Here is a 24,811-nt window from a genome sequence, read left to right as displayed (position 1 = left end):
TTTGTATGACGTCCTGGATGACCGCTTCAGGCGGTTGATACGAACCATGCAAAACCGAGCTTCGCCGGCCAGCACCGTGGGCCGCGCCGTCGATCTGCTGCGCCTGATTGCCAGCAGCCCGTCGCAGCACTTGCGCCTGATCGACCTGGCGCGGCGCGCCGACATGGAAAAATCCACCGCGCACCGCCTGCTGCAACGGCTGGTCAGCGAACGCATGCTGGTGCGCATCCCCGGCCAGCGTGGCTATCGTCTCGGTCCGCTGATCTACGAGCTGGGCCTGTGCGCGCTGCCGGAAAACAATCTGCGGGAAACCTGCCACCCGCATTTGCGGCGCCTGGCGGAACAGACCGGCGATATGGCCTTCCTGGTCGTGCGCAGCGGCTTCGAAACCGTATGCCTGGACCGGATCGCGGGCAACTTCCCGATCCAGACCTTGACCTCGGGCGTGGGAGACCGGCATCCGCTGGGCGTGGGGGTGGGCGGGCTTGCCATCCTGGCCGCGATGAGCGACGAGGAAATCGATATCGCCCTGCACGCCATCGCGGACAAGCTGGCGCGGTACCCGAATTTCAGCGCCGCCTCGCTGCGCGAATCGATCCGGCAAACGCGGCAAATCGGCTACGCGCTGGATGACGGCGTCGCGGCCGCCGGCGTCAGCGCCATCGGCATGGATATCCGGCAACCCGGCGGCATGGCCGCCGCCGCGGTGTTCGTCACGACGATCTCCCAGCGCATGGATCCGCCACGCAGGGCCTTGCTCGGCAAGTATCTGTCGGCCTGCGTGAAGCATGTGCAGGCCGACATGTCGCGCGGCGCGGCGGGCCCGCTCAGCCGCTATTGCGCAGACCCGCCGCAATCCCGTTGATGGAGATGTGGATACCGGTTTTCACCACCGCGTCGCCGCGTCCTTCGCGATAGCGCTGCATCAACTCCACCTGCACGTGGTGCAAGGGATCCAGATAGGGAAAGCGATGGCTGATCGAGCGCGCCAGGACCGGATTGTTCGTCAGCCGCTCGCCCTCGCCGGTGATGCGCGATAAGGCCTGCGCCGTGCGGTGCCATTCGGCTTCGATGACCGGGAAGATGCGATCGCGCAGCGCGGTATCGGTCACCAGCTCGGCGTAGCGGGAAGCCAGGGCAAGATCGGACTTGGCCAGCACCATATCCAGGTTCGACAACAGCGTGCAAAAGAAAGGCCAGTCGCGGTACATATCCCGCAGCAGCGTCCAGGCGGCCTCGGCGTCGTGGCCCGCCTCTTCGACGAAGGTGCGCACGGCGGAGCCGAACCCGTACCAGCCGGGCAGCGTCAGGCGGCACTGGCCCCAGCTGAAGCCCCAGGGAATGGCACGCAGATCCTCGATCCGCTGGCCGCCGCTGCGCGATGCCGGACGCGAGCCGATGTTCAATTCGGCGATCTCGCGGATGGGCGTGGAGCCGAAAAAATACTCGCGGAAACCCGGGGTTTCGTACACCAGTGCCCGGTACGCCCGCATGCTGGCATCCGACAGGGCCGCCGCGGCGCGCAGGAAGGCATCCGGCGCGGACTGCTGGGTGCGCAGCAGCGTCGTTTCCAGGGTGGCGGCGACCAGCGTTTCCAGATTGCGGCGGCCGATGTCCGGGTTGGTGTACTTGGAGGCGATGACCTCGCCTTGCTCGGTCAGGCGCAGCTGGCCGCGCACCGTTCCGGGTGGCTGCGCCAGGATGGCCTGGTAGCTGGGACCGCCGCCCCGCCCTACCGTGCCGCCGCGGCCATGGAACATGCGCAGCTTGATCGGGGCACGCGCGGCGAATTCGTCGAACAGCGAGGCCAGGGCGACCTCCGCGCGATAAAGCTCCCAATTGCTGGTGAAAATGCCGCCGTCCTTGTTGCTGTCCGAGTAGCCCAGCATGATGTCCTGCTCGGCGCCGCTGCGATGCACCAGATCGAAGATCCCTGGCAAGGCATAGAAACCGCGCATGATGGCGGTGGCGTTGCGCAAGTCCTCGATGGTTTCGAACAGCGGCACGACGATCAGTTCCGCCCGCGCGTCCTCGCCCAGCAGCCCGCGCATCAGCCCGCATTCCTTCTGCAGCAGCAGGACTTCCAGCAGATCGCTGACCGTTTCCGTATGGCTGATGATGTAGTGCCGGATGGCGTGCCGGCCATAACGCTCGCGCATGACCCGGGCGGCTTCGAAGATGGCCAGCTCGCCGCGCGCCAGTTCGGAATACGCGGATCCGGGAACGCGTAGCGGGCGGGGATCGTCCAGCAGCCGCAGCAACAGATCGACCTTTGCCGCCTCGTCCAGCGACGCGTAATCGGCATGCACGCGCGCCACGGCCAATAGTTCCGCGATGACGGCCTCGTGCTTGTCCGAGCTTTGCCGCAGGTCCACCGTCGCCAGGTGAAAGCCGAACACGCTGGCCGCGCGCATCAGCGGGTGCAGCCGCTGCGCGGCCAGGGCGCCGGCATGATGGCTGTCCAGCGACGCTTCGACCACCTTGAGATCGTCCAGGAACTCTTCCGCCCGTGCATAAGGCGGCTGCGGCGCCACCGGATGCGGCGCGGCCTCCCCGCCCGTCAAGGCCTGGAGCGTCGCCGCCAGCCGCGCATACGCGCCGGACAGCGCCTTCCGATAGGGTTCGTCGCGGCGATGGGCGCTATCGTCCGGCGAGCGGTCCGCCAGCGCCTGCAGGGCCGGCGCCACGTCCACCAGATAATTGGACATGGATAATTCGCCACCCAGCTGGTGGACCTCCGCCAGGTAGTGGCGCAGGGCGATTTCCGACTGGCGCTTCAGGGCATAGGCGAGCGTGTCGGCCGACACATTGGGATTGCCATCGCGGTCGCCGCCTATCCACTGGCCCATGCGCAGGAAACTGGCCACGGCATGGCCGGGCATCTCGCGCTCCAGGCTGGCGTACAGGCGCGGGATTTCGCGCAGGAAGGTCGTCTGGTAGTAGCTGAGCGCGTTCTCGATTTCGTCGGCGACGGTCAGCCGGGACATGCGCAGCAACCGCGTGGTCCATAACTGGATGATGCGGCCGCGCAGCTGGGCGGCGTTGGCGTCCAGCTCGCGCGCCAGCACGGCGTCGGCGGCACCCGCCACGCCATGGCCACGGATGTCGTCGCGTTCGGTCAGCAGTTGCGCGATGGCGCGCTGCGCATCCAGGATGCTCTTGCGCTGCACCTCGGTGGGATGCGCCGTCAGCACCGGCGACACATGGCTGTCTGCCAGGGTGCGCGCAATGCGATCGGCCGCGACGCCGGCCGCGCGCAGCCGCCCCATCATGGCCTCGATGCTGCCTTCCTGCACGTCGCCGCCGCGCTCGCGCGCCACGCGACGGCGGATGTAGTGGCGGTCCTCGGCCAGATTGGCCAGCAGGCTGAAATAGGTAAAGGCGCGCACCACGCAGACCAGCATGATGCCCGGCAGCGATTGCAGCAGGTTCTTGAGCGTCTGGTCCGCCTGCGCATCGTCGTCGCGGCGAAAGGCCACGGCCAGCTGGCGCACTTGCTCCACCAGCGTGTAGGCCTCGTCGCCTTCCTGTTCGCGGATGACTTCGCCCAGCAAACGTCCCAGCAGGCGGATATCGTCCGCCAGGGGCTGTTGCGAGGGCGCGGCGGGCGGCGTGCCGTCGTCGCGGCCGGCATACGCAGCGGCACCGGCATCGGGGGCAATGGAGGCGCCGCTCATGCCGCGAGCTCCGAGATTTCGATCAGGTTCAGGTCGGGGTCGCGCACATACACCGAACGGATGCGCGAGGTCGCTCCGGTGCGCATGACGGGGCCTTGCTCGATCTCTACATGGTGCTCGCGCAGGCGCTGGATGACCTGCTCCAGGGGGACGCTGGCGATAAAGCACAGGTCCAGCGCGCCCGGCACCGGCAGATGCGCCTTGGGTTCGAATTCCCGGCCCTTGACGTGCAGATTGATCTTCTGGTTACCGAAAGCGTAGGCTTTGCGCCCCTCGCCGAAGGTTTCCAGGCGCATGCCGAGGATATCGACGTAGAAGCGCGTGCACGCGGCTTCGTTCGCCGTGGTCAGAACCAGGTGATCCAGATGGTCGATCAATTTGCGAGTCTCCCAGGGTTGCCTGCGGCCCCGGGGTGCCGGGACGGCCGCGGCCGCCACGCGGACCGCCACCGGGATAGACGATGCCGGCACGCGGGCGACAGCACGACTGTAGGAGATTCTGCCCGCCTTGGGAATTCATGTTCCGGATAGGCACCCTTCGCGGGCGGTTAAGGCCGCCGGACCGGCGTCAGGCGCCGCCGGGCCTGACCGGCGTGGCGGCTTTCGCGCCGACCACGGTGTGCCAGGGCTTGACCGTCCAGCGCGTGACCAGGCCATTGACCACATAAGGGTCGTTCCTGGCGAAGGCTTCCGCTACCGCCGGGCTATCCGATTCGAACAACAGAAGCGCGCTGTCGATCGGATCGCCGGCGGCGCCGGCCAGGACGATTTCGCCGCGTTGGGACGCCCGCCAGGCCAGGTCCAGGTGCGCGTCGCGGAACTGGCCGCGGCGGGCAAGGTAATCGGGCGCCAACTCGTAGGCAAGCAGGTAGTGCATGATCCATGCCTCCAGGAAAACGGCCGCCGGAACACCGGCGGCCGTGTCGATGACATACGGTCGGGCAAGGCGCCCGCCGGCTTACTTGCCGCCCTTCAGGATGTCATGCCACTTGTTGGTCTGGTCGACGATGAACTTGCCGAACACTTCCGGCTTCTCGCCGCCCGGCTCCGCGCCGATGGTTTCCAGCACCTTGGCCATCTGCGGGTCCTTCAAAGCCTCCAGCGTGGCCTGGTACAGCTTGGCCTGCACATCCTTGGGCACCTTGGCCGGAACCACCAGGCCATACCACGTCGAGAAGGTGTAGCCCGGCAGCCCGGCCTCGTCGATGGCGGGAATCCCGGGGAAGTAGGCGCTGGGCTTCTCGCTGCTGACACCCAGGGCGCGGACCGTGCCGGCCCGGATCTGCGAAAGTGCCGAGCCGCTGGTTTCGATGGCCATCTGGATCTGGCCGGAAATCAGGTCCGCCATCATCGGCGCGCCACCCTTGTAGGGCACGTGCGCGATATCGATTTTGGCCATTCTCTTGAACAGCTCGCCAGCCAGGTGCTCCGTGCTGCCGATGCCTGCCGAACCGAAGTTCAGCTTGCCCGGATTCTTCTTGGCGTAGTCGATCAATTCCGGAATGGTCTTGACCGGCAGGTTGTTATTGACGATAAGCAGGTTCGGCGAGGACGCGATGATGGTGATCGGCGCGAAATCCTTTTCGAAGTCGTAGGGCAGCTTGTCGTAGGTCGAAGGCGCGATGGTGTGCGCGATGGTCGACAGGAAAATGGTGTAGCCGTCCGGATTGGAACGCGCAACGTACCCCGCGCCGATCGTGCCGCCCGCGCCGGCGCGATTGTCCACGATGACAGGCTTGCCGAGTTTCTTGGCCAGGGCTTCCGCCAGCGGGCGGCCGACGATGTCGGTGGTGCCGCCGGGCGGGAACGGGACCACAAGGGTGATCGGCTTCTCGGGCCAACCGGCGGCGTGGGCCGCCAGGGTGCCGGCGCAGAGCACGGTGCCTGCGAGCAACTTCCCCAGCAGGGATTTGCCGAATTTCATGTTTTCTCCTGATATCCAGGTTTGTGGGAGCTTGGCAAAAACGGTCGAGGGGCGGCTGATGCCGCGCTTTTTGAAGACCGTCGCGTCCCGCGAGCACTTGCGGCAGGATTGTATACCCGCGTGTACAAGCGCCTTCCCCGCCGCGCGGGTGCTCTGCCGCGGCGGCGCGATCCCGCAAGGGCGGGCCCGCCCGGTACGCCACGCGGGCGATCGCGGCCTGCCCGGGGATCGTGCGCCCGGCGGGGCTACGCGCCGACCGGCGCGCCGTCCGTGCGCCGTATGGCCAGGGTCGACGAACGCGGTGTGCGACCGGCGGTGGGCCAGGCCTGCGTGGGGTGCTGGATGTTGACGAAGAACGTGGTGAGGTCGGGCGTGTAGGCGACGCCGGTCAGTTCGCAGCCGACCGGGCCGACCAGGAAGCGCTTAGATTGCCCGGTCGCCGGATCGACGCAGTACATGCCGTTGTTGCCGAAGACGGCCGGCGTGGCGACCGCGCCCAGGTTCATATCCGTCTGGACCCATAACCGCCCTGCCGGATCCTGGCGCAGGCCATCCGGGCTGCTGAAACTATCGCCCTGGATATTGCCCGCGAGATTCGGTTTGCCTTGCGCGGCCGCCTGCCGCGGATCCCCGGCCAGCAGGAAGATGTCCCAGGTGAACGCGGTCGCCAGCGGCGAGTGCCCGGCTTCCGTCCAACGGATGATATGGCCATGGTGGTTCTCCGGCCGGGGGTTGGCGTCGTCCACCGGCACCTTGCCGCCCCGGCCGTTGTAATTGGTCAGCGTCACGTGGATATCCTTGCCGGGACCGACGGTGATCCACTCGGGACGATCCATCACCGTGCCGCCGGCAGCCACGGCGGCCCGTTGGCATTCGACCAGTATGTCGGCCTGCGTCGCGTAGCCCTCGGCGGCGGTAAGGCCGGGAAGGCCCTGCTTCAATGGAAGCCATTTGCCCTGGCCCGAGGGTTCGAACCGCGCGACATACAGCGTGCCTTCGTCCAGCAATCCCAGGTTGGCCGCGCGGTCCGCGGCATCGTAGGGCCGGTCGGGCACGAACTTGTAGATGCAGCCTGGCGTGCTGTCGTCGCCCATGTAGAACGCCACGCGCCTGTCGGCGTCGTCCAGCCAGGCGACGTTTTCATGGTTGAAGCGTCCCATGGCGGTGCGCTTGACGCCCTGCCGCAGGATCCGGCCCTGTGGATCCAGCTCCACCACCCAACCGTAGCCGTGCCTGGGCTGGCTGGAATCGAAATAGTTGAACGTCGCTTCCTCGCAGGTAAGGTAGGTGCCCCACGGCGTGGCGCCGCTGGAGCAGTTGTTCAAGGTGCCGGTTACCGTCGCGCCGACGCGTTCGCGCGCCGGGCCGCCGACGTCATAGACCGTGTTGCCCGTATAGCGGCGGTTGTAGCGGGAATCGCGCTGGATGCGCCATGTACCGCCATCGAACTCGATTTCGATGATGGAAACGCCGACCGCCGACAGCGCGACGCGCTTTTGTTCGGGCGTCGCTGTCTTTTCGTCGAAAGCGTTGCCCGGGAACGTTTCCTCGGCAAAAAAGACCCGCATGTCGACCTGTTCATGATTGATCGCCAGCAGCCCGCCCCTGCGCGGGTCGACGCCGGGCAGCTCGAAGTAATGCATGCCGTCGTGATCTCCGCCGGCGCGCCGGCCCGCGACGTCCCAGGAGGGAAAGACGCCTTCGGTCCAGGACGTCGATCCCGCTTCGACGGCGTCGCCTGAAGAAAACAGCACCTGTACTTCGTACCCGGGCGGCACGACGACCCGATCGGCCAGCGAGCGGGGCACGGACTCGAAGCGGACGGTGTAGTCCTGGGCGGGGTCCAGTCCCGCCGTGTAGGGCCGCCCGGTATCCGGCGCCTTGCCGCCGACATCCGCGCCACCGTTGGTTCTATCCGCATTCCCCGCCAGGGCGGGCGCGCCGAACAGGGAAAGCACGGCCGCCCCCAGGCCGGACTTCAGCCAGATCCGCCGCGCCGGATCGAATGCCAGTACGTCGTCCAGCGTCTGGCCCGGACGCGGCGTCGGCGGTTCGGCCGCATCCGGCAACAGCGCAAGGCAGCGTGTCTTTGCTTGGTCGGTCGAGTGCGACATGCGGTTCTCTCCTTGCCGGGCGGCGTTCGGTCCTGCACATGTTGCCCGGCAAGTTTGACAGCTTCTTGTCAGCCGGCCACCGTCCAGGGATGCGCCTGCACCTCCGCCCGCAGGCACGTCAGGAAATGGGAAGTCCGGGCGGAGCGCTCCTGGCGCGAGGGCAACAGCGCGATCACATCCGCATCGGGCAGGCGCCAACCCGGCAGCAGCGCGACCAGCCGGCCATCGCGCAGGTCGCCCGCGACATCCCATTCCGACCTGACCATAATGCCCATGCCCGCGACCGCCCAATCATGGACCACCGCCCCTTCCGTGCTGGCCAGGACCGGATCGATGCGCACACTGGCCGTTTCGCCGCGCGCGTCGGTGAAACGCCAGAGCGTGACGTCCTCGTCGTTTTCCCGCAGGGCGATGCATTCGTGCGTCCGCAAGTCCTCCGGACGGGCCGGCATGCCGCGCCGCCGCAGGTAGGCGGGCGCGGCGCAGAGGATGCGCCGGTTGGCCGCGATGCGATGCATGACCAGCGCCGAATCGCGCAATTCGCCGATATGGACCAGGACGTCCCACCCGTCCTCGGCCACGCGGCCGGGGCGGTCTGACAGCGTCAGCGTGGCGGTGACTTCGGGGTAATCGCGCCGCACCCGCGCGACGGCGGGCCCCACGTAGCGGTGGCCGAATCCCAGGGGCGCGAGGACGCGCAGATGTCCCGCGATGACGCTGCCGCGGCTGCCCAGCGTATCGGCCAACTGACCGAGGTCCTCGCAGATCCGGCGCCCGCGCGCGGCCAGCAGCTCGCCTTCGTCGGTAAGCGCGATGCGCCGGCCGGTCCGTTCGACCAGCCGGATGCCCAGGCGCCTTTCCAGTCCCGCCAGCCGCTGGGTGACGGCGGGCGGTGTCACATCCAGCGTGCGCGCCGCTTCCGCCAACGAGCGCGCGGCCACCACGGTCAGGAAAAAACGCAGGTCTTCGCTGGACAGCAACCCCTTGCTCCATTAAGCCCCGGCTTAAGAATGGATTCATTGCCGGTTAACCCGGGACTTTAGCCTTATCTCCATACTTGCGGCATCCGTGCTTTACCTCATTGCCGTTCACGGCGGCCGCACCAGCCATGGACACGGGCCCGCCCGTGTATCCGGCGGGGACCGGCCAGCGGCGCGGCCTCGCTCCCCATCCTGGAGGTTGTATGCGACGTACCCTTGCCCATGCCTGGACCACCCTGATCGCCGCCGGCGCGCTGGGACTGCTGGCATCCACCGCCCACGCCGCCGGCTCCGACTGGCCCAACCGGCCCGTCACGGTCATCATTGCCTCGGCGGCCGGCGGCTCGGCCGACGTGCTCAGCCGGATTGTGCTCAAGCACGTGGCCGAGGATACCGGCGCGAACTTCGTCGTGGAGAACCGCCCGGGCGCGGCCGGCAACATCGGCATGGCGCAGATCAAGCGCGCGGCCCCGGACGGCTACACGCTGGGCTACGGCAATATCAATACGCTGGCGGTCAATCCGGCGCTGTTCAAAAAACTGCCCTACGACGCCGTCAAGGATTTCGCGCCGGTAGGCCAGATGTTCGCCGTCTATAACCTGCTCGTGGTACGCGGCGATTCGCCGATCCATACGGTTGCGGACCTGATCGCCCAGGCCAAGCGCGAGCCCGGCAAGATGTCGTATGGCGCGGCGGGCATCGGCAGCAGCGGCCAAATGGCGGGCGAACTGTTCAAGCAGATGGCAGGCGTGGACGTGATGTTCATTCCCTACAACGGCGATCCCGCGTCGCTGTCCGACCTGGCGGGCGGACGGCTGGACTACACATTCACCAATGCGTCCGTGGCCTATCCCCTGGTCAAGAGCGGCAAGCTGCGAGCCCTGGCGATCACCAGCAAGGATCGCGTGGCGCTGTTCCCCGACATGCCCACCTTGAACGAACTGGGCCTGAAGGGCTACGAGAATGTATCCTGGGGCGGCCTGGTGTTCCCGGCCGGCACGCCGCAGCCCATCATCGACCGCCTGTCGCAATCGTTGCGGAAAGTGCTGGTCAGCGATTCCCTGGCCAAGGATCTGGCCAACACCAGCGCCTCGCCGGGCACGCCCGGCACACCGGAGGAGTTCGCGCGCTTCATCGCGGCCGAGCAGCGCAAATGGGGCGACCTGATCACCGACGCCCATATCGAGAAACAGGATTGATCACGCCATGTCCCTACGCATTGCCCTGCTGGGCTTCGCCATCGAATCCAACCGCTACGCGCCGGTCTCCACCCGCGAAGACTTCGTATCGCGCGCCTATCTGGCCGGCGCGGAGCTGATGCGCGACGCGCGCGACGCGACGCCTCGCATGACGCCGGAAATCCCCGCCTTCGTGCGCCGCATGGATGCCACCGCGGAATGGACGCCGGTGCCCATCCTGTTCGCCAACGCGGAATCCGGCGGGCCGGTGGAACACGGTTTCTTCGCCGATACGCTGGCGCAGTTCGAGAGCCGCCTGCGCGCGGCCCTGCCCCTGGACGGCGTCTATATCTGTGAGCACGGCGCGGCGATCACCACCGAGGAGGACGACCCCGACGGCCTGGTCTTCGAAACCGTGCGGCGCATCGTCGGTCCGAAGGTACCGATCGTCGCCACGGTGGATCTGCACGCCAATGTCTCGGACCGCATGGTCGACCAGGTCGACACCTTGATTTCCTATCGCCGCAATCCGCACGTCGACATGGCCGAACGCGGCGCGGAAGCCGCTGACGTCTTGCGCGAGCTGCTGGCCGGCCTGCGCGTGGAAGTCGCCCATGTCCGCATGCCGGTCTGCGCGCCGCCCACGCAGTTGCTGACCGCGGCGGGCACCGGCCCCTACGCGGACATGATCCACAAGGCGGAAGCGCTGGACGATCCGCGCATCCTGAACGTGTCGGCGATGGGCGGATTCGCCTATGGCGATACGCCGAAGAATGGCTTGACGGTCCTGGTTACCACGCGCGGCGACGCCGAACTGGCCCGGCGCACGGCGCTGGACCTGGTCACGCCGGCATGGCGCGACCGCGCCGCCTTCTTTCCCCAATTGATGCCGCTGGACGACGCGGTGGCCCTGGCCGTGGCGACGGGCAACGATGCCGCGCGGCCGCCGGTCCTGCTGGCGGACGTGGCCGACAATCCGGGCGGCGGCGCGCGGGGCAACACGCCTTACCTGTTGCGGGCGCTACTGAAGGCCGGCGCGCGCGGGGTGATTGCCGGTGTCGTCACCGATCCCGAACTGGCCGCCGACGCGCATGCGGCCGGCGTGGGCGCGGCCCTGCGGGCACGCTTCAACCGCAGCGAAACCACGCGCTATTCCGAGCCCTTCGAGGCCGATGCCACCGTGGTGGCGCTGCGCGACGGCAAGGGCGTGGGGCGGCGCGGCCAGCTGGCGGGGTGCAGCTTCGACCTGGGCCCTTCGGCCTTGATCGCCGTCGACGGCATCCAGATCGTCGTCATCACCCACCGCCACCAGTGCCACGAACCCACTTTCTTCGAAATGTTCGGGCTGGACATCGGCGCGGCACGCACCGTCGTGGTCAAATCGCGCGGTCATTTCCGTGCCGCTTTCGACGAGTTCTTTCCGCCGGAGCGCATCCATAGCGTCGACGCGCCGGGGCTGACCTCGCCCATCCTGTCGCGCTTCGACTTCCGGCGCCTGCCGCGCCCCGTCGTGCCGCTGGACCCCGATACCGAATGGACGCCGACCGTACGGCTGTCCCATTAAACCCATGGAGACTTCGTGACCACGTCGATCATCGATCACGACCGCCTGCAAGGACAGGAAACGCCCAGCCTGGTGCTGGACGAACGCCGCATGACGGCCAATATCGAACGCATGCGCGAGCGCGCCCGCGCCCTTGGCGTGCAACTGCGCCCGCACCTGAAAACCCCGAAATCCATGGACGTCGCGCGCCGGGTCATGGATACGCCGCAAGGGCCCGCGACCGTCTCGACGTTGCAGGAAGCGGAGCAGTTCGCGCAGGCCGGCGTGAAGGACATCCTGTACGCCGTGGGTATCGCCCCCAACAAACTGGACCGCGTGGTAGCGCTGCGGCAGCAGGGCGTGGACCTGACCATCGTGGTCGACAGCGTCGACGGCGCGCGGGCGGTGGCGGATAAATCCCGCGCCAGCGGGATGCGCATTCCCTGCCTGATCGAGATCGATTCGGACGGGCATCGGGCCGGCGTGGCACCGGGCCAGACGGACCGCCTGCTGGCCATCGGACGCGCGCTGCAGGACCACGGCGCGGAACTGCGCGGCGTGATGACCCATGCCGGCGAATCCTATAACTGCGATACCACCCAGGCCATCGAAGCCATGGCCGAACGCGAACGGGCCGCGGCGGTCTCCTGCGCGCAAGCGCTGCGCGCGGCCGGGCTGCCCTGCCCCGTCGTCAGCGTGGGCTCGACGCCGACCGCCCTGTTCAGCCGCGACCTGACGGGCGTCACCGAGCTGCGCGCGGGCGTCTTCGTATTCTTCGACCTGTTCATGGCGGGCCTGGGCGTTTGCCGCCAGGACGACATCGCGCTCAGCGTGCTGACCACGGTGATCGGCCATCAGGAGGACAAAGGCTGGATCCTGGTCGACGCCGGATGGATGGCGATGTCGCGCGACCGCGGCACGGCCAAGCAGAAAGTCGACCAGTATTACGGCGTGGTATGCGACATCGATGGCAAGCCGTATGCGGACCTGGTCATGCGCGAGACCAACCAGGAACAAGGCATCCTGGCCCTGCGTCCCGGCAGCACGGCGACGCTGCCCGACCTGCCGCTGGGCACGATGGTGCGGATATTGCCCAACCACGCCTGCGCCACCGGTGCCCAGCACGAGATGTATCACGTCATCCAGGACGATTCCGGCCGGGTCGTCGCGCACTGGCCGCGCTTCCGCGGCTGGTAGGCCGGCGACAGGATACCCCCGACGCCGCACCACGCAGGGGCATGCGCTGCACCATAAGTGCGTGCCGGGCGGCCACGGACCGGGGCATGAACCGCATGCCCAAGGCGCATCGCCCCGCCGTGGAGTTGGCACAAGCTTTGCATCAGGCTTACTCCAGACCAACAAGGCCTGGAGCCATCTCATGAGCGTATCCACGGAAGCCGCACTCGACACACCCAGGGACATCCTGGGCAATCGCTGGACCCAGCTGGGACTTGGCCTGATCTGCATGATGGCCATTTCCAGTCCCCAATATGTCTGGGCGCTTTTCACCAAGCCCCTGTCCGCCAAGCTGGGCGTACCGCTGTCCGAACTGCAGATCACCTTTTCGCTGCTGATCGTGCTGCAGACCTTTTTCTCGCCCTTCCAGGGCAGCCTGATCGACCGCTTCGGTCCGCGGCGTCTCATCGCCCTGGGCACGCTGATGTCCGGATGCAGCTGGATCCTGGCCGCATCGGCCGGCAGCATCGGCATGCTTTACCTGACCTACGGCATCGTGGGCGGCCTGGGCACGGGCATCGTCTATGTCGGCGTGGTCGGCCTGATGGTGCGCTGGTTTTCCGACCGGCGCGGCTTCGCCGCCGGCATGGTTGCCGCCGGCTACGGCATGGGCGCCATCCTGACGACCTTCCCCATCGCCAGCGCCCTGGCGGAGTCCGGCCTGGAAAACACCCTGTGGCGCTTCGGCGTGCTGTTCGCGGTGATCGGCGTGATCGCCGCGCAGGGATTGCGATCGCCCGTGGACGCTGCCGCGACGCAGGCGCAGCCGCAAACCGCCGGCGCGGCCAGCGGCCTGGCGCCGCGCGAGATGCTGAAGCAGCCGCTGTTCTGGCTGATGTTCGTCATGATGACGATGATGTCGACCTCCGGCCTGATGGTGACGTCGCAAATGGGCAGCTTCGCGCGCGATTTCGGTGTCGCCGATCTTCTGGTCTTCGGCATGGCCGCGCTGCCGCTGGCGCTGACCGTGGACCGCCTTACCAATGGCCTGACACGGCCTTTCTTCGGCTGGGTGTCCGATCGCTTCGGACGTGAGAACACCATGTTCATCGCCTTCGCCCTGGAAGGCTGCGCGATGGCGATATGGCTGGCGACGCGCGAACATCCGCTGCTTTTCGTCTTGCTGTCCGGCGTGGTTTTCTTCGGCTGGGGGGAAATCTTCTCCCTGTTCCCTTCCACGCTGACGGACACATTCGGCACGCGCCATGCCACGGCCAACTATGGCTGGCTGTATATCTCCCAGGGAATCGGATCCATCCTGGGCGGCCCGCTGGCCGCGCTGATGCACGAGAAAACCGCCAGCTGGCATCCGGTTTTCTACTCCGCCATCGCGCTGGACATCGCCGCCGCCCTGCTGGCGATCGCCGTGCTCAAGCCGCTGCGCGCGAAATACCCGGCGCGCTGAGCGGGACCGGCGCGCCGCGCGCCGATACAATCGGCGCTACGATACCGATGCGGCACGCACGAGGAATGGAAAACGGAGAACGCCGGACGCGGGCCTGGGAAGACCAGGCCGTGCCCTTGTCCCTGCCGGGCACGCCGGGCGACCTTCGAATATGGTGCCTGGAACTGGACCTGGCGGCGCCTGTGCCGGAGCCGGCCCTGGCGCTGCTGGACGCCGCGGAGCGCGCGCGGATGGACCGCTACCGGCACCGCGCGGACCAGGTGCGTTTCGGCATGACCCGGGCGATGCTCAAGCGCCTGCTGGCCAGCCATACGGGCGCCGAAACCGCGCCGGACGCTGCCGCCATCGCCTTGGCCCATACGGCCGCGGGGCGCCCGGTCTGGCCGGGATCGCGACTGCATTTCAACGTGGCGCACTCCGGCGCGCTCGCGCTGATCGCGATCTCGCGTCTGCGCCCGGTGGGCATCGATGTCGAACTGCGCAAGGACCTGGACATCGACGCCCTGGCCGCCATCGTTCTTACCCCGCGCGAACGACAGTTGCTGGGGCAGGCGCCCGCCGCTGTCAGACGCGACGAGTTCTACCGCTACTGGGTATGCAAGGAAGCCGCGCTGAAAGCCACGGGCCGCGGCATCGCCGACGCGCTGCAGCGCGTCGAAGTCCGCACCGATCCCGCGGCAAGCGATGCGCACGCCATACACTGCGAGGACGCCGCCATGGCGGACCGCGATCTCCTGCGGTCGCTGAACCTGCGCATCCTGCCTTTGCCCGGCGCCTATGCGGGCGCGGTCGCCTGGGCATCCGGGGCGGATGCCGCCTGAGCCGGCACGCCTTCCGACAGACGGCCGTTTTCCATGCGCAGCACGCGATCGGCGACAGCGAAGTAGCGGTCGTCATGCGAAATGACCAGCACCGCCTTGCCCCGCGCCCGCAGCTCCGGCAGCAGCTCCAGGTAGAAGACCCGCTTGAAGACCGGATCCTGGTCGGCCGCCCATTCATCGAAGACCAGGAAAGGCCGGTCTTCCAGATAGGCCGCCACCAGCGCCAGCCGCTTGCGCTGGCCTTGCGATAGCGCGCGTGTATCGAACGCCCCATCGCGCACCCGCACCTTGTGCTGCAGATGCAGTCGCGCCAGCCAGCCGTTGGCGTCGCGATCCAGCGACTCGCGCGGCGCCTCCAGCAAGCGGTCGAACAAATGGAAGTCCGAGAAAATCGCGGTGAAGGCCTGGCGATAGCGGTCGCGGTTCGCGTCGTCGATGTTCTCGCCGCCGAACAGGACCTGGCCGCTTTCCGGGCGATACAGGCCCACCAGAAGCTTGGCCAGCGTGGTCTTGCCGCTGCCGTTGCCGCCGACCAGGAAAACGATTTCGCCCGGATCCAGGACCAGGTCCACCGGTCCCAGCGCGAAAAAATAATCGCTTTGCTCGTGGTAATACCGGTGCATGACGCCGCGCAGTTCCACGCGCGCGCCGCGTGCCGCGAAACCGGCGGGCGCGGACGGCTCGCGCGCCACCAGGTCGCCGGCCACTTCGGCGATGCGCCCCGCCGCCACCTTGGCCAGATTGGCCCGCGGGATGTTCAGCAGCAAGGCCTCCAGGGGGGCGACCATGTACAGGAACAACAGCGCGAAGCCCGTCATGACGCGTTGCTGGGACGGCTCGCCCGTGGCCAGCACGAAAAGCACCAGGCCGATGAAGGCGTAGATCAGGAAGCTGCTCCAGCTGGCCGACACCACGAAAATCGACATGCCGCGGGTGCGCGCCCGGCGTACCGCTTCGATGGAGGCGTTCAGCATGTCGGCCAGGAAGGCCTGGCGCTTGCCGCGGTTCAACCGCAATTCCTTCGCGCCGCCGCTGATGGAGCGGAAGTGGCCGAACAGCGCGTCCTGGTGCCGCGAGGCATCGTCCAGGTGCCGGATCGCGCGCAGATGGGCCAGGTGATAGCCCAGCGAGCCCAGTCCGACGACCAGCAGCGCCGCCAGGAAGACGCGCCACGAGAGCATGGCCATATAAACCAGGCAGCCGGCCACGACGACCGTATTGGTCAGGATGGCGGGCAAACTGACGAAGTACTGGGCCACGTTGGCGCTGTGTTCCGTCAGCGCGGATTGCAGGCGGTCGGCGCCCACCCGTTCCTGGGAGGCGAAATCCGCGTGGACCGCGCGCTCGGCGATAGACCGGCGCAGGTCGGCATGCGTACGCTGGCTGAGGCGTTCGAACAGCAGCGCGGACACCATGCGGAAGACCATCACCAGCACGGCGGTGGCGGCGAAGCGCCATGCCAGCTGCGTCCGGTCGGCCGACGGCGCGGTCAGCGCAATGTTGATCTGGGCCACCAGCAGGACGCTGGCCGCCCCGGTGCCGATACTGGCCAGTGTCGCCATGGCCAGCAGGCCCCGCGTCTGTTTGACGAGCTGTTTGATCACTGGGGGCACCGGCTGTGAATGAAGTCCATGCCATAAGGTGACGAACCAGAGGGGGCGATGTTTACCCGACTGAATTTTCGCCGCGCCGGTTCGTCTGCATAACTATGCCGCCCGCAAAACTTCCTCCGGCGCCGACGTGCCGTACCGCCTGATCGCGCCGCTCGTTCCCCTGTACGCCGGCGGCCTGGAGCGGCACGCGCGGCGGCTGGTGCTGGAATCGGATACCGGTCCGGACACCCGGGCGGACACATCGGCGGCCATGCGGGACCCGGCCGGGGACGGTGCCCGGGCCGCGCGGCCCACGCTGGCACGCGTGCTGGCCGACCCCCGCGCCCTGGACCGCCTGCTGGATGCGCAGGCCCGCCACTTCCGAAGTACCGATCGCATGGTGGTGGCATCGGTCTGGAGCCTGACCTATTTCGAACGCCTGATTCCGTCGGTGGCCGCGGCGGCCAGCGTGCTGGGACGCGTGCTGCCCGTCGGCGCGGCCGAGGTCGTGCCGCGCTGGGCGCGCGATGGTTCCGCATGGCGCTTCGTCCTGCCGCACCACGGCACCCCCATGGCCGGCGCCCCGACGCTGCACCGTTATGCCCCGCTGCTGGAGGATCACCTGCGTCCACTGGTCGAAGCGCTGGCCATCCATGCGCGCCTGCCCCGCGCCGTCGCCTGGGGCAACGCCGCGCGCCTGCTGGACATGACCCTGTCGCGCCTGGACCAGGCGATGCCCGGCCAACCCGGTATCGCGCTGGACCGCCAGCGCTTGCTGGATACGGCCACGCTGCAAGGCGATGCGCCCAACCCCCTGTACCGGCAACAACGATATGCCGAGCGCGGCGGCCGGCATGTGGCGCTGTTGCGCCGTTGCTGCCTCTATTACCGCCTGCCCGGTCACGGCTATTGCGATCCGTGCCCGCTCGCGCCCTGCAATCGGCGGCCAGCGGCGGTCCTGCCGGACTGACCGGCCAGGTCGGCCCGGACGGCCCGCGCCCGGATCGATGCGCCGGACCATGGCCGCGCCGGGGCTAAACAGCAACCTTTCTCATTCGTCTCTCAAGAATACGGACCGCATCATGGCTGCACGCCGGCCGGGCCCTTACTGGGGGAAATGGATCGATGGACCAAGCAGGGGATCAGACGCAATCGCCACGGCTGGCATGGCCGGGGCCGGGCGGCGCTATCCCGTCATTCGACGACCTGCTGGCGGCCGCCGAAGCCGCCTTCACGCGTTATCCGCTGGCCGACGCCATGGTGCTGGACGCACCGCCGCCGTATCTGGAACGCCTGCGCATCCAGGGACTGCTGGATGCGCCGCCGGACGGCCAGACGCGGCTGGCGGCCGATGCCTTTTACCAGTACGCACCGCTCTGGCTGCCCGAGCGGCGCGCGGAACCCTTCCCCCTGCGTTACACGATGACGGGCGGCTACCGCCACCCGCTGCGCCCGCCCAAGCCCGCGGGCGTTGTCTACCGGCGTCCCATTTCCTGGCTGGGGGCCACGCTGTCGCTGCGCGTCGCCAGCGCGGAGCTGGATAGCGAGCGGCTGAACCGCTGGATGAACGATCCGCACGTGGCCGCCTTCTGGCAGGAAGAAGGCCCCCTGGAAAAACACCGCGACTATCTGCGGCGAGGTGCCGAGGACCCGCACATGCTGGCCTTGATCGCCTGCCTGGACAACGTGCCCTTCGGCTATTTCGAAACCTACTGGGCCAAGGAAGACCGCATCGCGCCCTTTTGCGAGGCGCGCGACTACGACCGCGGCTGGCACGTGCTGATCGGCGAACCGGCGTTCCGCGGCGCGCGCTACGTGCCCGCCTGGCTGCCGTCGATTTCGCATTACCTGTTCCTGGACGACCCCCGCACCCAGCGCATCGTCATCGAGCCTCGCATCGACAACGCGCGGATGCTGCGCAATCTGTCGCGCAGCGGCTACGCGCTGGAGAAGGCCTTCGACTTCCCGCACAAGCGGGCAATGCTGGGCACGCTATCGCGCGAGCGCTTCTTCGCGGAGCGCTTCTGGATACCTAGAGGACCGGCCGGCGCATACATCGCCGCGCCGGCATGCTGAACGGGACGACATGCACGTACACGATCTGATCGGTATCGGTTTCGGACCTTCGAACATTGCCTTGGCCATCGCCCTGGAAGAGGTCCATGGCCGGGCCGCGTCCACGGGCGCGCTGTTCATCGAAAGACAGCCGCGCTTCGCCTGGCATCCCGACATGATGCTCGATGGCACGCATATGCAGATTTCCTTCCTGAAGGACCTGGTGACGCTGCGCAACCCGGCCAGCCGCTATTCCTTCCTGAACTATCTGCACAGCAAGGGCCGCCTGCAGGACTTCATCAACCTGAAAACGTTCTTCCCCAGCCGGCAGGAATTCAACGATTACCTGACCTGGGCGGCGGCCCATTTCGACGATTGCTGCGCCTATGGCGAACACGTCCTGGACGTGCAGCCCGAGCCGGCGGGCGGCGTGGTCGAGCTGCTGCGGGTGCGGTCCCGCGCCGCCGACGGACGCCTGCGGGAACGGCTGGCCCGCAACCTGGTGGTCAGCGTGGGCGGCCGCCCGCGCATTCCGGAAGTCTTTGCCGGATGGATGAAGGACGGCCGCATCTTCCATACGAGCGGCTATCTGTCCTCGCTGGCCAGGCAGCCGCGGCTGGAGCGGGTCGCCGTGATCGGCGGCGGCCAGAGCGCGGCGGAAATCTTCATGCACCTGCACGAGCATCCCGCGCGGCCGCGGGTGGACATGCTGATACGCGGCCATACGATACGGCCCTCCGACGACAGCCCCTTCGTCAACGAGATCTTCAACGCGGACCACACGGATTATCTCTATACGCGCCCGGATGCCGATCGCGCGGCCCTGCTCGCGCAGACGCGGCATACCAATTATTCGGCACCCGACCTGGCGTTGATCGAGCGGATCTACGACCTGCTGTATCAACAGAAAGTCGGCGGCAAGACGCGCCATCGCGTGTTGCGGCGCCTTGAAGCGACGGCCGTGGACGCCGACGAGGCTGGCATCGCGCTGTCGGTGCGCAATCTGCACGACGGCACGCAGGACACGCTGCATTACGACGCGGTCGTGCTGGCCACCGGCTACGAGCGCGACCAGCACCAGGCGCTGCTGGCGCCGCTGGATGCGTACCTGGACGGCTATGCGCCGGATCGCCATTACCGCCTGCGCGCCGACGAACGGTTGCGTCCCGCCATCTATGTGCAGGGCGGCAGCGAAGACACGCACGGCATCAGCGACAGCCTGCTATCCATCCTGGCGGTTCGCTCCTGGGAGATCGGCGCGGCGCTCAGGCGCCCGGAAGCGCCGGCCGCCCCGCCGCTTCCCCGGACGGCACGCGCCGTCTCGATCTCCTGACCTTGTGCGAGGCACAGACCATGGCTTGCCTGCCCCCGCTGGAACAGACGGAAGCAACGGAAACCGAACTGGCCCGGCGTCATGACGCCCTGTCGCAGCCCTATCAACTGACGGACAACGCGCTGCTGCGCTACCAGGCCGGCCGCGAGTCCAACGCCCGCAGCTATCCGCGGCGCCTGCCGCTGGCCCTGCGGCGCGCCAAGGGCGTCTACGTGGAAGACGTGGAAGGCCGCGTATTCATCGATTGCCTGGCCGGCGCCGGCGCGCTGGCCCTGGGCCACAACCACCCCGCCGTGCTCGAAGCCATCCACGGCGCGCTGCGCGACGACGCGCCCATGCTGACGCTGGACCTGACCACGCCCGTGAAGGACCGCTTCATGCGCGATCTGTTCGATACGCTGCCGGCGGCGTTCGCCCGCGACGCCCGCGTGCAGTTCTGCGGTCCCGCCGGCACCGATGGGGTCGAAGCCGCGCTGAAGCTGGTAAAGAGCGCGACCGGGCGCGCCGATATCCTGGCCTTCCAGGGCGCGTATCACGGCATGACGCAGGGCGCGCTGCAGTTGATGGGCAACCTGCAGCCCAAGCGCTCGCTGAACACGCCGCTGGCCGGGGTGCAGTTCCTGCCCTATCCCTACGACTATCGCTGCCCCTTCGGACTGCACGGCGACGCCGGGGTGCGCGCGGGCCTGCATTACATCGGGTCGGTACTGCGCGATCCGGAAAGCGGCGTGCCGCGGCCCGCCGGCATGATCCTGGAGGCCGTGCAAGGCGAAGGCGGCGTGATCCCCGCGCCGGCCTCATGGCTGCGCGGCGTACGCGCCCTGACGGCGGCGGCCGAGGTCCCGCTGATCGCCGACGAAATACAGAGCGGATTCGGCCGCACCGGCAAGCCCTTCGCTTTCGAACATGCGGACATCGTGCCCGATGCGGTCGTGCTGTCCAAGGCGGTGGGCGGCGGACTGCCCCTGGCCGTGGTCGTCTATCGCAAGGAGCTGGACCTCTGGAGCGGCGGTACCCATGCGGGCACCTTCCGCGGCAACCAGCTGGCCATGGCGGCGGGCTCGGCCACCATGCGGCTGCTGCGCGAAGCGGGGCTGGCCGATCACGCGGCGGCGATGGGCCTGCGCCTGCTGGGGCTATTGCGGCAGCTGCAGCGGGACGTACCGGAACTGGGCGACGTCCGCGGACGGGGGCTGATGCTGGGCGTCGAGCTGGTGCAGCCCGGCGCCGACGGCGGGCGGGCCCCACTACCGGGCATCGATATGGCCGGCGCCGAATCGGCGGGAACGGCGGGGACGGCGCTGCCGGCCAACCCCGCGCTGGCCGGCGCCGTACAGGCCGAATGCCTGCGGCGCGGACTGATCGTCGAACTAGGAGGTCGCCACGGCAGCGTGGTGCGCTTCCTGCCGCCGTTGATCATTACCGAAGCCCAGATCGATCGGGTCTTCGACATTTTCTCCCTCTCCGTACGCGCGGCGCTTTCGGCCCAAGCGGACGCGAAGGGGTCACCGGGCCCGGCGCATATCGCCGCCGGTCCTCCGGCACTCGCACCCGCGGTCTGATGCCGGCCTGTCCGGCCTCGCATTGCCCAAGGGGATTCTTCACGCTACGACCATTATGAAAAACCAAAACAACACGCTGCCTACCGGAGTTCTGCCTCACCCTTTGCCCCGGCCCTTGCTCGGTACCTTCCTGATGTTCGGCCTGGCGCTCGCGGCCGGTGCCCAGGCGCAGCAGGCCCAGTCCACGCAACAAACGCCACAAGCGCAGCCCGCGCAACAGGCGCAGCCCGGACAATCCGCGCCGTCCGATACGGCCGCCACGACGACGCTGCCCACGGTCAACGTGACGGGCACCCAGCAGAATCCCGTGACCGGTCCGACCAGCGGCTACGTCGCCACCGACGCGCTGACGGGCGCCAAGACCGACACGCCGCTGCGTGAAATCCCGCAGTCCATATCCGTGGTCACCCAGCAGGAGATGCGCGACCGCAATGACCTGAGCGTCCCGCAGGCGGTGCAGTACGTGCCCGGCGTCCAGGTCAACAATTTCGGCGGCAACGATGTGCGCAATGACTGGATCGTGCTGCGCGGCTTCGATGCCAAGCTCTCCGGCGACTATCGCGACGGCCTGAGCCAGATGCCTTACGACCAGATCCGCATGCGCATGGATCCCTACGCGCTGGAACGCATCGACGTGATCCGCGGACCGTCGTCCGTGCTGTACGGCCAGGTCGCGCCCGGCGGTATCGTCAACCGTGTCACCAAGCGGCCCACCGCCGAACCCTTCGGCGACATCGGCGTCCAGTTCGGCAGCTGGGACCGGCGGCAGGCGCAGTTCGACCTGGGCGGCCCGGTCGACAAGGACGGCAAGTACCTGTACCGCCTGACCGGCATCTGGCGCGATGCCGGTACCCAGGACAAGTATGGTTCCGGTCACCGCTACCCCGACGACCTGGCCTACATCGCGCCGGCCTTCACCTGGCAGCCGGATGCCGATACCTCTTTCACGCTGCTGCTGAACTACCAGCACGATCGCACCGGCGGCGAGTCGCGCCCGGTCTATCCCACGCATACGCTGGTGGGCGACTACGATTTCAATAAATACGATCGCGAGCAGTACTCGATCGGCTATCAGTTTTCGCACCGTTTCAATTCTTCCTTCACGGTGCGCCAGAACGCCCGCTACCAGAAAGGCTGGCTGGATCAACGCGACCTGTACGCCCTGCGCGTGCTGCCCGACGGCCATACCATCAGCCGCTATGCGCTGGTGTCCAAGGAAAGCGCCGACAGCTTCGTGATCGACAACCAGGCAGAATTCAAGTTCCAGACCGGCCTGGCCGCGCACACCCTGCTGGCCGGTATCGATTACCAGTTCCTCGACGGCCAGCAGGATTACCGCCAGGGCACCGCCCCCAACCTGGATCTGGATAACCCGCAATACGGCCTGAACATTCCCTATCCCTCCGCGGCCGGGACCATCATCGATCAGAAGCAGGTCAACCGCCAGCTGGGCGCCTATCTGCAGGACCAGATCAAACTCGACAAATGGCTGCTGACGCTGGGCGGACGGCAGGACTGGGCGCGCAGCGACAGCCGCGACCGGCTGGCCGGCGACACCACCAAGCAGAACGACGACGACTTCACCACGCGCGCGGGCCTGGCCTATCTGTTCGACAATGGCGTCACGCCCTACGTGAGCTACAGCACATCCTTTCTGCCGCAAGCCGGCGTCGCCAAGGACGGCACGCCGTTCAAGCCCACCAAGGGCGAGCAGTACGAAGTCGGGATCAAGTACCAGCCGCCGGGCGGCAAAAGCTATGTGGCCGTGTCGGTCTATGACCTGACGCAGAAGAACGTGCTGACCACCGACCCGACCGATGTCAATTTCAGCGTACAGACCGGCAAGATCCGCGCGCGCGGCATCGAACTCGAAGGCAAGGCCAACCTGACGCGGAATCTGGACGTGCTGGCGTCCTATACCTTCAACGACATTCGGGTCAAGAGCAGCAACAACCCGATCGAGGAAGGCAATATCCCCATCGTGACGCCGGAACACATGGCATCCGCCTGGCTGAACTACACGCTGCCGTCCGGCCTGCTGCGGGGTCTGGGCATGGGCGCGGGCGTGCGCTATATCGGGACGACCTACGCCAACGTCGCGAATACCATCACCAACGATTCCGCCGTCCTGTTCGATGCCGGACTGCACTACGAGATCCGCGGTTGGCGGCTGGGATTGAACGTGATCAACCTGTTCAACAAGGAGACCGTGGTATGCCGCAACAACACACTGAACTGCCGCTACGGGCAGGAACGCACGGTCGTCGGCACCTTGTCGTACAGCTGGTAGCGTGAGCATGCTGCAGCCCGATCTGGCGGCATTCCTGGACATGGTGGCGGCGGGCAACGCCCGCCCCATGCACCAGTCCACGCCGGCGCAGGCACGCGCCGACTACGATGCGGCGACGCCGGTGCTGGACGCGCCGGGATCGCGGCGCGTCCAGGCGCGTCCGCTGGAGATGCCGCGGCGCGATGGCGGGCGCCTGGCGCTGCGCCTGTACCGGCCGGCCGATGCCGCGGCGCCGCTGCCCCTGGTGGTGTTCTTTCACGGCGGCGGCTATTGCGTGGGCAGCCTGGATTCGCACGATTCCCTGTGCCGCGACCTGGCGGAGCTCGTGCCCTGCGCGGTCCTGGCGGTGGATTACCGCCTGGCGCCGGAACACCGCTTTCCCGCGGCGGTCGAGGACGCCTGGGATGCCTATCGATGGGCGCTGCGGCACGCCGCATCGTGGGGCTGCGATGCGGCGCGCGTGGCGGTCTGCGGCGATAGCGCGGGGGCGACGCTGGCCACGGGCCTGACCATCGCCGCGCGCGACGCCGGCATGCCGCAACCCATGGCGCAGGTGCTCTTGTATCCCTGCGCCAGTGCCACGGACGACTTCGAATCGCGGCGGCGCTACGCCACGGGACATCTGCTGGAGGCCGCCACGCTGCGGTGGATGGTCCGGCACTACCTGGGCGACGAGGGCAATGCGCGCGACTGGCGTTTCGCCCCTTTGGAATGTGGCGACCTGGCGGGGCTGGCGCCCGCCCATATCCTGCTGGCCGAATGCGACATGCTGACCGATGAAGGCCTGGCCTATGGCCAGCGCCTGCGCGATGCCGGCGTGTCCTGCGCATGGGCGGTCTATCCCGGGATGGTGCATGACTTCGCGCGGCTGGGCAACATCGTTCCCGACGCGATGCGGCTGCGCCGCGATATCGCGGTGCGCCTGGCGAATGCGTTCGGGATGGGCACCGGCCTCTCTCCCCATCACGCGGCATGGCCGACCCCGTGATTGACGACGGCTGACGCGGCGGCGGGCCGCGGATTCCGCGCATCAGAGTTTTCGCCTTATCGCGAGATCCGGAATTGTGTGTAATTTGAGGAGAACGCGCGCATCGACGCGCCT

At 67.7% G+C, this 24,811-nt stretch carries 19 protein-coding genes; 12 read left to right on the top strand and 7 right to left on the bottom strand.

The window, feature by feature from the left end:
• Nucleotides 1-46: 46 nt before the first annotated feature.
• Nucleotides 47-865 (top strand): IclR family transcriptional regulator, encoded by an 819-nt coding sequence (locus CAL28_RS12110; protein WP_094841614.1) that lies wholly within the window; start codon nt 47-49, stop codon nt 863-865.
• On the opposite strand, the gene ppc is transcribed toward CAL28_RS12110, so the two are convergent.
• From ppc to CAL28_RS12080, 6 genes are all read right to left on the bottom strand, one after another.
• The gene (ppc, locus tag CAL28_RS12105) at nt 828-3,677 is read right to left on the bottom strand and encodes a phosphoenolpyruvate carboxylase (RefSeq protein WP_094841613.1); all 2,850 of its coding nucleotides are present in this window, start codon (nt 3,675-3,677) and stop codon (nt 828-830) included. The genes CAL28_RS12110 and ppc overlap by 38 nt on opposite strands.
• Nucleotides 3,674-4,054, bottom strand: a complete 381-nt coding sequence (locus CAL28_RS12100) for a VOC family protein (protein WP_094841612.1) — start codon at nt 4,052-4,054, stop codon at nt 3,674-3,676. Before CAL28_RS12100 ends, ppc begins: the two co-directional genes overlap by 4 nt.
• Nucleotides 4,055-4,244: 190 nt before the next feature.
• Nucleotides 4,245-4,553, bottom strand: a complete 309-nt coding sequence (locus CAL28_RS12095) for a YciI-like protein (RefSeq protein WP_094841611.1) — start codon at nt 4,551-4,553, stop codon at nt 4,245-4,247.
• Nucleotides 4,554-4,634: 81 nt separating this feature from the next.
• Nucleotides 4,635-5,600 carry a Bug family tripartite tricarboxylate transporter substrate binding protein gene (locus tag CAL28_RS12090; protein WP_094841610.1) on the bottom strand — a complete coding sequence of 322 codons (966 nt, stop codon included), beginning with the start codon at nt 5,598-5,600 and terminating at the stop codon, nt 4,635-4,637.
• Between the two features lie 245 nt (nt 5,601-5,845).
• Nucleotides 5,846-7,714, bottom strand: a complete 1,869-nt coding sequence (locus CAL28_RS12085; protein ID WP_094841609.1) for a PhoX family protein — start codon at nt 7,712-7,714, stop codon at nt 5,846-5,848.
• A 68-nt stretch (nt 7,715-7,782) separates the two neighbouring features.
• Entirely contained in the window at nt 7,783-8,694 is a 912-nt protein-coding gene (locus CAL28_RS12080; protein WP_094841608.1) for a LysR family transcriptional regulator, read from the bottom strand.
• Nucleotides 8,695-8,897: 203 nt separating this feature from the next.
• On the opposite strand from CAL28_RS12080, the gene CAL28_RS12075 reads away from it, so the two are divergent.
• The 5 genes from CAL28_RS12075 (at nt 8,898) to CAL28_RS12055 (ending at nt 14,877) form a co-directional block, all read left to right on the top strand.
• A complete protein-coding gene (locus tag CAL28_RS12075; RefSeq protein ID WP_094841607.1) occupies nt 8,898-9,893 on the top strand; it encodes a Bug family tripartite tricarboxylate transporter substrate binding protein in 996 nt (331 codons plus the stop codon).
• 7 nt (nt 9,894-9,900) lie between these two features.
• Nucleotides 9,901-11,436, top strand: a complete 1,536-nt coding sequence (locus CAL28_RS12070; RefSeq protein WP_094841606.1) for a M81 family metallopeptidase — start codon at nt 9,901-9,903, stop codon at nt 11,434-11,436.
• Between the two features lie 15 nt (nt 11,437-11,451).
• Nucleotides 11,452-12,612: a DSD1 family PLP-dependent enzyme gene (locus CAL28_RS12065; protein WP_254926102.1), complete on the top strand. Its 1,161-nt coding sequence runs from the start codon at nt 11,452-11,454 to the stop codon at nt 12,610-12,612.
• Nucleotides 12,613-12,793: 181 nt separating this feature from the next.
• Nucleotides 12,794-14,056 (top strand): oxalate/formate MFS antiporter, encoded by a 1,263-nt coding sequence (gene oxlT, locus CAL28_RS12060; RefSeq protein WP_094841605.1) that lies wholly within the window; start codon nt 12,794-12,796, stop codon nt 14,054-14,056.
• Between the two features lie 65 nt (nt 14,057-14,121).
• Complete coding sequence (locus CAL28_RS12055; RefSeq protein WP_176463971.1) at nt 14,122-14,877, top strand: 4'-phosphopantetheinyl transferase family protein; 756 nt, start codon at nt 14,122-14,124, stop codon at nt 14,875-14,877.
• On the opposite strand, the gene CAL28_RS12050 is transcribed toward CAL28_RS12055, so the two are convergent.
• Nucleotides 14,832-16,481, bottom strand: coding sequence for a cyclic peptide export ABC transporter (locus tag CAL28_RS12050; RefSeq protein ID WP_094841603.1), 1,650 nt, complete (start codon nt 16,479-16,481; stop codon nt 14,832-14,834). The two genes, CAL28_RS12055 and CAL28_RS12050, sit on opposite strands and share 46 nt — an antisense overlap.
• Nucleotides 16,482-16,617: 136 nt before the next feature.
• On the opposite strand from CAL28_RS12050, the gene fhuF reads away from it, so the two are divergent.
• The 6 genes from fhuF to CAL28_RS12020 all read left to right on the top strand — a co-directional run bounded on the left by fhuF (nt 16,618) and on the right by CAL28_RS12020 (nt 24,697).
• Nucleotides 16,618-17,439: a siderophore-iron reductase FhuF gene (gene fhuF / locus CAL28_RS12045; protein WP_094841602.1), complete on the top strand. Its 822-nt coding sequence runs from the start codon at nt 16,618-16,620 to the stop codon at nt 17,437-17,439.
• A 155-nt stretch (nt 17,440-17,594) separates the two neighbouring features.
• Nucleotides 17,595-18,545: a GNAT family N-acetyltransferase gene (locus CAL28_RS12040; protein WP_094841601.1), complete on the top strand. Its 951-nt coding sequence runs from the start codon at nt 17,595-17,597 to the stop codon at nt 18,543-18,545.
• Nucleotides 18,546-18,555: 10 nt separating this feature from the next.
• Nucleotides 18,556-19,857 carry a lysine N(6)-hydroxylase/L-ornithine N(5)-oxygenase family protein gene (locus tag CAL28_RS12035; protein ID WP_094841600.1) on the top strand — a complete coding sequence of 434 codons (1,302 nt, stop codon included), beginning with the start codon at nt 18,556-18,558 and terminating at the stop codon, nt 19,855-19,857.
• A gap of 20 nt (nt 19,858-19,877) precedes the next feature.
• Nucleotides 19,878-21,419 (top strand): diaminobutyrate--2-oxoglutarate transaminase, encoded by a 1,542-nt coding sequence (locus CAL28_RS12030; RefSeq protein ID WP_094841599.1) that lies wholly within the window; start codon nt 19,878-19,880, stop codon nt 21,417-21,419.
• A gap of 55 nt (nt 21,420-21,474) precedes the next feature.
• On the top strand, nt 21,475-23,709 hold the full coding sequence (locus tag CAL28_RS12025; protein WP_254926101.1) for a TonB-dependent siderophore receptor: 2,235 nt from the start codon (nt 21,475-21,477) through the stop codon (nt 23,707-23,709).
• Between the two features lie 7 nt (nt 23,710-23,716).
• Nucleotides 23,717-24,697 (top strand): alpha/beta hydrolase, encoded by a 981-nt coding sequence (locus CAL28_RS12020; RefSeq protein WP_094841598.1) that lies wholly within the window; start codon nt 23,717-23,719, stop codon nt 24,695-24,697.
• Nucleotides 24,698-24,811 lie beyond the last annotated feature (114 nt).

Source organism: Bordetella genomosp. 11 (assembly GCF_002261215.1).
Lineage (GTDB): Bacteria > Pseudomonadota > Gammaproteobacteria > Burkholderiales > Burkholderiaceae_B > Bordetella_C.
Note: the sequence above shows the minus strand (reverse complement) of the source record. Positions and strands in the feature narration are given on the sequence as shown.

Excerpts from the sequence above, each read along its gene's own strand:
- CAL28_RS12110 (WP_094841614.1), top strand. The coding sequence starts at position 47 with ATGCAAAACCGAGCTTCGCCGGCCAGCACCGTGGGCCGCGCCGTCGAT.
- ppc (WP_094841613.1), bottom strand. The coding sequence starts at position 3,677 with ATGAGCGGCGCCTCCATTGCCCCCGATGCCGGTGCCGCTGCGTATGCC.
- CAL28_RS12095 (WP_094841611.1), bottom strand. The coding sequence starts at position 4,553 with ATGCACTACCTGCTTGCCTACGAGTTGGCGCCCGATTACCTTGCCCGC.
- CAL28_RS12090 (WP_094841610.1), bottom strand. The coding sequence starts at position 5,600 with ATGAAATTCGGCAAATCCCTGCTGGGGAAGTTGCTCGCAGGCACCGTG.
- CAL28_RS12085 (WP_094841609.1), bottom strand. The coding sequence starts at position 7,714 with ATGTCGCACTCGACCGACCAAGCAAAGACACGCTGCCTTGCGCTGTTG.
- CAL28_RS12075 (WP_094841607.1), top strand. The coding sequence starts at position 8,898 with ATGCGACGTACCCTTGCCCATGCCTGGACCACCCTGATCGCCGCCGGC.
- CAL28_RS12070 (WP_094841606.1), top strand. The coding sequence starts at position 9,901 with ATGTCCCTACGCATTGCCCTGCTGGGCTTCGCCATCGAATCCAACCGC.
- oxlT (WP_094841605.1), top strand. The coding sequence starts at position 12,794 with ATGAGCGTATCCACGGAAGCCGCACTCGACACACCCAGGGACATCCTG.
- CAL28_RS12055 (WP_176463971.1), top strand. The coding sequence starts at position 14,122 with ATGGAAAACGGAGAACGCCGGACGCGGGCCTGGGAAGACCAGGCCGTG.
- CAL28_RS12040 (WP_094841601.1), top strand. The coding sequence starts at position 17,595 with ATGGACCAAGCAGGGGATCAGACGCAATCGCCACGGCTGGCATGGCCG.
- CAL28_RS12035 (WP_094841600.1), top strand. The coding sequence starts at position 18,556 with ATGCACGTACACGATCTGATCGGTATCGGTTTCGGACCTTCGAACATT.
- CAL28_RS12030 (WP_094841599.1), top strand. The coding sequence starts at position 19,878 with ATGGCTTGCCTGCCCCCGCTGGAACAGACGGAAGCAACGGAAACCGAA.
- CAL28_RS12025 (WP_254926101.1), top strand. The coding sequence starts at position 21,475 with ATGAAAAACCAAAACAACACGCTGCCTACCGGAGTTCTGCCTCACCCT.
- CAL28_RS12020 (WP_094841598.1), top strand. The coding sequence starts at position 23,717 with ATGCTGCAGCCCGATCTGGCGGCATTCCTGGACATGGTGGCGGCGGGC.